At 54.4% G+C, this 5,866-nt stretch carries 5 protein-coding genes and 4 tRNA genes; all 9 read right to left on the minus strand.

The features are described 5' to 3' along the window. Window positions 1-90: GTP-binding protein (locus tag GQF00_RS14860; protein ID WP_003137431.1), on the minus strand; the 90-nt coding region annotated here is incomplete at its 3' end. A 157-nt stretch (window positions 91-247) separates the two neighbouring features. Beyond that, window positions 248-323: transfer RNA gene (locus GQF00_RS14865), tRNA-Thr, on the minus strand. Window positions 324-366: 43 nt separating this feature from the next. Beyond that, window positions 367-440, minus strand: a tRNA-Gly gene (locus tag GQF00_RS14870). 61 nt (window positions 441-501) lie between these two features. Continuing rightward, window positions 502-585 (minus strand) — tRNA-Tyr (locus GQF00_RS14875). 77 nt (window positions 586-662) lie between these two features. After that, window positions 663-738 (minus strand) — tRNA-Thr (locus GQF00_RS14880). A gap of 83 nt (window positions 739-821) precedes the next feature. Then, on the minus strand, window positions 822-1,469 hold the full coding sequence (locus GQF00_RS14885) for an SPOR domain-containing protein (RefSeq protein ID WP_161319970.1): 648 nt from the start codon (window positions 1,467-1,469) through the stop codon (window positions 822-824). Between the two features lie 15 nt (window positions 1,470-1,484). Next, complete coding sequence (locus GQF00_RS14890) at window positions 1,485-2,219, minus strand: type III pantothenate kinase (RefSeq protein WP_161319971.1); 735 nt, start codon at window positions 2,217-2,219, stop codon at window positions 1,485-1,487. Beyond that, a complete protein-coding gene (birA, locus tag GQF00_RS14895) occupies window positions 2,216-3,196 on the minus strand; it encodes a bifunctional biotin--[acetyl-CoA-carboxylase] ligase/biotin operon repressor BirA (RefSeq protein WP_237440566.1) in 981 nt (326 codons plus the stop codon). The genes GQF00_RS14890 and birA overlap by 4 nt, the downstream gene beginning before the upstream one ends. After that, on the minus strand, window positions 3,193-4,881 hold the full coding sequence (locus tag GQF00_RS14900; RefSeq protein WP_161319973.1) for an AMP-binding protein: 1,689 nt from the start codon (window positions 4,879-4,881) through the stop codon (window positions 3,193-3,195). Before GQF00_RS14900 ends, birA begins: the two co-directional genes overlap by 4 nt. Between the last annotated feature and the right edge of the window lie 985 nt (window positions 4,882-5,866).

Here is a 5,866-nt window from a genome sequence, read left to right on the forward strand (position 1 = left end):
AGCGGTCAGAGTGGTTTTACCATGGTCAACGTGACCAATGGTGCCTACGTTTACGTGCGGTTTATTACGTTCAAACTTTTCCTTTGCCACGACTCTTCACCTCTCAACTTGGCTGTGCTTTCTCGCCATATGGCGCGCATACACCCGATAAAGACACATTTAAGGACTGCATTCGACAAACACAGACCAACCTTGGCACCATCAAGACACATGAAGCCGGGCCCAGGATAAACCTGGGCCCGGAAAATGGAGCTCATAACCGGATTTGAACCGGTGACCTCACCCTTACCAAGGGTGTGCTCTACCTACTGAGCTATATGAGCATAACCTTCATGCCATCTTGCGATGACCAAACCCTGCCGGAATTGGAGCGGGCAGCGGGAATCGAACCCGCATCATCAGCTTGGAAGGCTGAGGTTCTACCATTGAACTATGCCCGCAAACCTTCCGATGCCTTACCAGCCTTCCGGCTTGCAGATCGATAACGACCTACGCTTAATCTGGTGGAGGGGGGAGGATTCGAACCTCCGAAGCTTTCGCGTCAGATTTACAGTCTGATCCCTTTGGCCACTCGGGAACCCCTCCAGAAAAGGGCCTACATTCTCTTTACGCCTCAACCACTTGTCAACTTGTTTTCAAGCAGTTACGACGATTTTAAAAGCTGGAGCTGGCGAGAGGAGTCGAACCCCCGACCGGCTGATTACAAATCAGCTGCTCTACCAACTGAGCTACGCCAGCTCACAAGGGTTGCGAATTCTATAGAAAGGAATTGAGGGGCGCAATCCAATTAATCATCAAACGCCTAATAATTGCTCAACCAATCAGTTACAGGAGACCCGATCAAGCTTAAGCGACTGATTCGCCTCAAGAAAAACTTTTACTTCCGACTTCTCCGCTGCAGCAGAATCCACCAGAAAAGCCCAATACTCGGTCACCGTCTTTGAGGTTTCGCGCACAAACGCCGGATAACCCGCATTGCGCATCTTTACGCGCAACCCTTCTGCAGACTCATCACTGGAAAAATAGCCCAGGGAGATGGCATTGGCGTCATCCCCCTCCTTCACGACAAAGCTGTCCACGCCACGCTCCTGCAGCTCCTGAAGCACCAACAGCGCCCTGTCGCGACTGGCATAGGGCGGCAGATAGACCCAACTAAGACGCTCCTTCTCGATCGCCAGCGCCCTCACCCTTGCCGAGATACCGGCAGCGGCCAACTGCACCACCCCGGCACGGGCCTTGTCCTCATTTTCCCACGGCCCGATAACCGGACAAAGGGTGCCTGAGGAGACCGGCTGGCGCGCCACACGGTGCGACTGAGGCTGCTCGGACAACAACGCCAGCGGCGCACCGCCCTCCAAATGAGGAAGTTGCAAGGCCGTCACGCGAGCAGGCTCGGTCAGACTTTTGGTGAGCTGAAGCCCCAGATAGACAAGATTGACGACAACGAGACTATAAAATATCCACCGCACGGGCGTTCCCCCACCTTATTCTTTTTCGGCAGCAATGCGCTCAAGACCGTCCAGAACCAGGTCAGGAACGTGCGCGCAATCAAATTTGAAGGCATCAATCAACGCAGATGCATCCCCGCCTGTAATCAACACTTTGCAAGTATCATCAAGCACTTGGCGTAGTTCAAGCACCACCTCCGTGACGAAGGCCACAGACATGCGCAACAATCCGTTATGAACACACTCGCCAGTGCTTTTCCCCAATCCCAACTGCGCCGCACCAGCCTCAACATGCACATCTGCGGTATCGCGCAGCAGGGCACCACGCAACATGCCAAGCCCCGGTACGATGTAGCCACCCAGGAATCTCCCACTTGCATCCACCGCATCAATGGTTAGTGCACTACCACAATCGACAATAATCCCAGCGCCATAACGCTGATAGCACTCCACCATGGCTACCCAGCGATCTACACCCAGTCTTCGCGGCTCCGGATAGCAGCTGGTCACACCAAAATCCTCTCCGCGGGAGTAATAGAATTGCGGCATCACGCCGGTTTTTCTCTGCAATGCACTGGCAATATCCCGGTCCGACTCTGCGCCTGCCACAGAAGCCACCCAAACGGCTTCACACGGGGTGGACAGCCCTTCGACAGCATCAACCACAGCATCCCAGCGGCGCTCGTGGCGACAGCCACCCTGTCGCACCTCATGCCCATTGCGAATACGCCACTTGAGCGCGGTATTCCCCACATCCACAAACAGTTTCATTGAATTCTCAAACTCACTTCACCACCGTAAAGCTCTTTCAGGCCTTCGGCAGTTTCCAGTCTCAGCGCACCATCTGATGAGACCCCAACGGCAACTCCGCTGAGCATTTGCTCTGCGGACTGCACCTGTACGCGTTTGCCCGCCACCTGATCATAGACATCGTAACGGGAAACCAGCGGCTCAAAACCTTGAGTCGAGAACTCTGCCAGCATGGTCAGTAGTCGCGACAACACCTCGGTGGTCACCTGGGTACGTGATGGCATTTCCCCCATCACGCTGGCCAGGTCAGTCCAACGCTGGTCGATACGCTCAGCCTGAGCTGGCGTCATGCGCCCATTCAAACCCACCCCCACCACGACATCGACCCGACCATCCATTTCGCCCGCCAGCTCAATAAGTACACCGCCCAGTTTGGCACCATTAACCAGGAGGTCATTGGGCCACTTCAAACCCACCGGCAGACCAGGCTGCAGTGACACCAACGCATCAGCCACAGCCACGCCGACAGCAAGACTCAAGCCGCCCAGCGCGGCAAAGCCGCCCTGAATCGGGTAGCGCACAGAAAGATAATGATTGGCGGCAAACGGAGACTGCCACTGCCGCCCACGCCTTCCGCGGCCAGCAAGCTGGCATTCCGCCAGAAATATCGCCGACTGCCCGGCACTACTGGTCCCTGCCAGGGCGTCAGCATTGGTCGAATCCGTTACCAGGGAGTAGTGCAGATCAACGTGAAAGCCGGCTTGCGTCAGCTGTTCTTGAATAAAGTCAGGATCAAGGAGCTCGACAGGTTGCGCCAGCCGATACCCCTTGCCCTTCACCGACTCCAGCGCCAAGCCAAAGTCATTGAGGCGTTGAGCACGCTTCCAAACGGCAGCGCGCGACACACCCAACACATCACCTAGCTGGGATCCGGAGCGAAACTGGCCATCAGCCAGCAGGCGGATCAATTGCTGATCCGCCTCCTTGAGGGTGCTCAAGCTTCCCAAACCACCCCTTTGGTTTTGGACCACTGCTTGATACCTTCAGCGTAATGCTCTTCGATCACATTACGCTTCAACTTCAGGGTCGGGGTGATCATATTATTCTCAACCGTCCAGGCGTCCTTGCAGACAATCAGCGTAGTAAGACGCTCATGGGGATCGAGCAGGGTATTCACATGCTTGAGATGCTTTTCCAACGTTTGGGAGAAGTGCTCTTTTTCGGTCCCGGAAGAAAGTTTTTCCTGCTCCTCAGGCGTCAGGTTCAACAGCGCAACCGGCTGCCCCATCCCTTCACCGATAACACAGGCCAGCTCCAGGCCCGGCAGAGTGACGATATGGTTTTCAATCGGCACGGGAGCCACATACTTGCCTTTTTCTGTCTTGAAGATCTCTTTAACACGTCCGGTAATCTTCAAACGCCCGGAAGCATCAATTTCACCTTTGTCTCCAGTGTGAAGCCAACCGTCGTCTGTGAGGTCTTCAGCCGTTTTTTCAGGCATCTTGTAGTAGCCTTTCATGTTCCCCAGGCTACGCACCATGATTTCGCCATTCTCGGCAATGCGGCATTCAACACCGTCGTTCGGGGTACCGACCCAGCCAATCTTCTGATCACCCACTTCGGTGGTATGAGACCATGCCAGGTTTTCAGTCATGCCATAAACCTCGAGAATCTCGAGACCCAATTTCTTGAACCAGGTAATAATTTCCGGTGACAGGGCTGCTGCACCAGACAGGGCAATCCGGCACTCGTCCAGCCCCATGGCACCCAGCACCTTCTTCTTGATCACCTTGTTCAGGAACGGAATTTTCAGGAGTGTATTGAGCTTCTTGGGAGGCACCGCCTCGGAGGCCTTTTGGTAGAACTTCGACCAAATCCGGGGTACCGCGAAGAACACCGTAGGCTGGGCACGCTTGATGTCTTCACCAAAGGTTTCCAACGACTCGGCAAAGAAGATCTTGCTGCCCACGTAGAGCACAGCGATCTCAACAGCAACACGCTCAGCTACGTGAGACAGAGGCAAATAGGAAATCATTCGCTCATCCGGGCGCAAATCGTAAACCTTGATCATCTTTCCACCCACAATGGAAAGACCCTCAAAGTCATGCATCACCCCTTTAGGCATGCCCGTGGTACCAGAGGTGTAAACGATGGTCGCCAAGTCACTCATTGCAGGCTGATTCACTTCAGCAATAGGCGCAGTATCTCGAATAATATCGGTCACCACCGGGAAAGACTGCAATGCATCTTCTGGTGCCAGAGACAGGGCAATCTGTTTCACACCCTCAGGCACACCGTCTTTCATCATGTCCCAATCATCAAGCTTGCCGACAAAAAGGAACTTCGATTCGCTGTGCTCCATGATCAGACGAACAGTTTCAGCCACGAGTGTCGGATAAAGAGGAACGCTGACGCCACCCGCCATCCAGATGGCAAGATCGGTAATGATCCACTCAGCGCAGTTCTTTGAAACCAGCGCAACGTGATCACCTTTCTGCATCCCCTGCTGATGCAGGTAGGCAGCAATTTTACGCGCTTCTTCCTCTACCACCTTCCAGGTGTATTCGCGGATTTTGCCCCCACCCAGCGGCTGAACAAACGCCACAGCATCACCATGTTGTTCCACACGCTGCTGAAGAGCCTGTAGAGGAGTAATCACGCCGGCATTGTTATCTGTTGTCATAATGCAGAACCTTTCCCAAATCCAAACACTCGAAACGGCACCCCATCAGGGAAACCGGTGCAGGCCAACCCTGCAAACCATCAAGGCGATTCGATATCGCCATTGGCCAAATCTGTCCAAGCTGGCTCCCGCAGCCACTGCCGCAAACGCAGAGTTAACGGCAGAAAAACACGCTCAACTCTACCACTTTCCGGAACCGCAATGCAGGCTCCGCTGCAGAAAATTCGCATCGCTATGGATCCCGGAAAAGGAGAGCAAAAACAGAGAATAGTTGTCATCAAGCTCCTGATAAAGGGCCAAACCGTTTATTCTTTGTGACCTGAAAGAATGAACAGAATTCATATATCGGGTATTCCGGCCCCGCTGTGCCTTGTCATTGCACGGACGACCGCTCCGCTGGCATGCAGACATATTGAGGGTTTCGAAAAGGTGTAGGCGTGCCAGGGTGGTTCGAGCTTCGAGCCTCGAGCTTCTAACTTCAGGTGTGGGCATTGGGCGTAATGATGCCCTGCTTAGGTAACAAGCAAGCTTGCTCTCCCTTCGGGACGCCTGCGGCGCCTCACCCTGGCCCCTGCGGTGCATCGGGTGTCACATGGCGGCTCAGGCGCTGCGAGGTAGGGAGAGTTGATCAGCGTGTTCCTAAACCAAACAAAAAACCCCCGACACTTTCGTGGCGGGGGTCTTTTGTTTGCTTTAAGAGCCTGACGATGACCTACAGTGTGTGACGAGCATGCTCGTCATCCCTTCGGGACGCCTGCGGCGCACCAAGCTGGCCCCTGCGGGGCATTGCTTGTCACATGGCGACTTCGTCGCAAGGTAGGGAAAGAAATTCCTCGTGATCTTAAACCAAACAAAAAACCCCCGACACTTTCGTGGCGGGGGCCTTTTGTTTGGTTTAAGAGCCTGACGATGACCTACTCTCACATGGGGAAGCCCCACACTACCATCGGCGATATGTCGTTTCACTTCTGAGTTCGGCAAGGGA

Origin of the sequence: Alcanivorax sp. DP30, assembly GCF_009882945.1 — a bacterium.
GTDB lineage: Bacteria > Pseudomonadota > Gammaproteobacteria > Pseudomonadales > Alcanivoracaceae > Alcanivorax.